Origin of the sequence: Vibrio sp. Vb0598, from assembly GCF_033338935.1 — a bacterium.
Lineage (GTDB): Bacteria > Pseudomonadota > Gammaproteobacteria > Enterobacterales > Vibrionaceae > Vibrio > Vibrio alginolyticus.
In genome coordinates this window covers 1-2484 of record NZ_JAWOTP010000048.1, presented here as the reverse complement: position 1 = coordinate 2484, position 2484 = coordinate 1, and the positions used below count along the sequence as shown (strand labels likewise).

Below are 2484 nucleotides of genomic sequence, written 5' to 3'. Positions count from 1 at the left end.
TAAATTTGGTCAGTTGAATCCAAATGCTCGGCTAACATGTGTAGATCTCGGTGGTCGCCGTATCATTAAAAAAGAGGGCATTGATGAAATTGGCGCACCACGATTGATCTCGTGGGACTTTGACCCTAAAAACGGTCTCCTCAATTTCGAACTAGAGCGCACGTTCCGTACCGATTTCGATAAGATTTCCGACTACATTAACTTTGCAACGAAAGCGAGTTTGGATGAAGCGCTTGTAGATGGCGCGTTTAAATCTCGGTTCTACTACTCGTTAGTGCACGAAAGTGAAGTGGCAACCGAAGGTTACCAACCGATCTTGTACCCAGTGGGTGATGAGAACGACATTGGTTTCTTCACCACGTCGACGAAAAAGCTTAACCCAGTCACGAATAAATACGACCGTGATGTGGTTTACCTCAATCGTTTCAACCCAGATCAAGGCTCTATCAAATATTACTTGAGCGACAATTTCTTTGAAGAGAAGAACAAGTTGTTCTTGGATGCAACGCTGCAATCGATCGACAAGATGAACCAAGCGCTGAATGTATTTGGGGCGGATGCAGGCAAGCCTGAAATCGAGATTGTGAACAAAACCAAAGCGGCTGGTATTCACCCAGGTGATCTGCGTTACAACGTGATTAACCTGATTGACGAGCCTCTAGCGAACGGTCTGCTTGGCTATGGCCCGTCGGTTTCTAACCCGATGACGGGGGAAATCATCAAAGGCCACGTGAACCAATACGCAGGCGTTGCAAGAACGGGTGTGCCTTTCTATTGGGATAACTTGGCGCGTTTCTATAATCGCAATCAACTGGACTTAGATGGCTTAGATCCATTGCCAACCAGCAGCGAATCTGTGAAAACAGAAGTCGCGGATAGAATTGAAGCGCTTTCTACAATGGCGGCGATGGCGAGCCTGAAATCGGATGAAAACATTCATGCGCCGCTCGTTTCAAAAGAAGACATCGTTTCTGGAAAAGCAGCGACGAAGAGCCCAACTCAGCTAATGAAAAACTTCAATGATGACATGGAGTTTGAAAAGGTGGTTGAAGCTGAAGAGAACCGTTTGTCTTTCTGGGCAGAGAACAACGTCTATCCAATCGAAGCGTCGTGGGTTTCTTCAACCAACAAGGCCATGTTGGACAACTTGAAGTTGGATGACGAGCGTTACTTTGAGATCAAACTCGATGACGCAGGTAACGAAGTATCGCGTCAGCTTAAGCGTTGGAAATACCTACCAAAAGAGTTGCAAGTGAAAGCCGCAGATGCGATTACGGTTGCGACTTACAGCAATACGCTTGTTCACGAGCTTGGTCATAACATGGGTCTGCGCCATAACTTTAAAGGCTCAAATGACAAAGCGAACTACTACACGCTAGAGCAAGCGCATCAACTTGGTTTGAACAACATTCCTGCTTACAGTTCGACAATGGACTACGCACCAAGCATGTTGGATGAAACGCCAACTTGGGGTCTGTACGATATTGCGGCGTTTAAGTTTGGCTACGGTCGTAAAGTCGAGACGATTCAAGATTCTTCAGGTTCAGCTCCTGCGCCTGTTGCGAAACCGGCAGACAGTGCGAGCGATGAAGACAAAGCGGCATACGCTCGTTACCTCGCTGATCAGCAAGCCTACCAACAAAGCTTTGCATACAAGTTTGGCAACAATCCAGACAACACATCGCTGATGGTGTGTTCTGAAGTGAAGGCACTAACGGGGAACGAGAAAGGCAAATCACTCTACAACTGTGACTTCAGCCGATTCGATACCGCCGCGTTGTCTGATGATCCAGAACTGAATGCGAAAACTCGTTATGGCGCACTTTACTACCTAGATAAAGTGAATGAAATTGAGCGTAAGTCTTACGATTTCTGTACCGATGGGAACGTTTCTCTAAACAGCGACTGTAACCGTTTTGACGAAGGTACAAACCTAGAAGAAATTGTTTCTTACGAGTGGCAGAACTATCTCGATAGCTATGATCGACGCAACTTGGAGTTATATGGGACGACGGGATTATTCTCGTCCGATTATCCTGGTTACTTAGTGCGCCGTTATATGGAAATGAGCGCTATCCGTGACAAGATGGAAGATCTTGAGCGCATCGATAACCTGTACACCAATCTTGGTTACACTTCGTCAACGGATAAGCCGGGTGATTTCTTATTGCGCATTGCTTCAAACCCTCAATACTGTAGCGAAGGCAAAGCCGATAACTCATGGTTCTGTGATTACGCGAATGGGGCGAAAAAATCCGCGGCGTTCTTCCTTGATATCTTGCGCACACCAGAGCATCAATGTGTGATAGAAAATGCGGCAGGCAACCAAAAAGTGATTTCTTTTGGTCAACTGTTAGACAACAACTCACACCAAATTCCGGCTGATTACGATCTTTCAACAGCCAGCTGTTTTGATGATTTGGCAGCACGCTTTATCGAAGATTCAGATGAGGGCTATATAGCTGTTGCGGAAACTGCGAATGG

At 46.3% G+C, this 2484-nt stretch carries 1 protein-coding gene; it reads left to right on the top strand.

The genetic code is table 11. The annotated features are described in order from the left end of the window. Positions 1 to 2484: M66 family metalloprotease (locus tag R7Q38_RS22705; protein ID WP_318114378.1), on the top strand; the 2484-nt coding region annotated here is incomplete at both ends.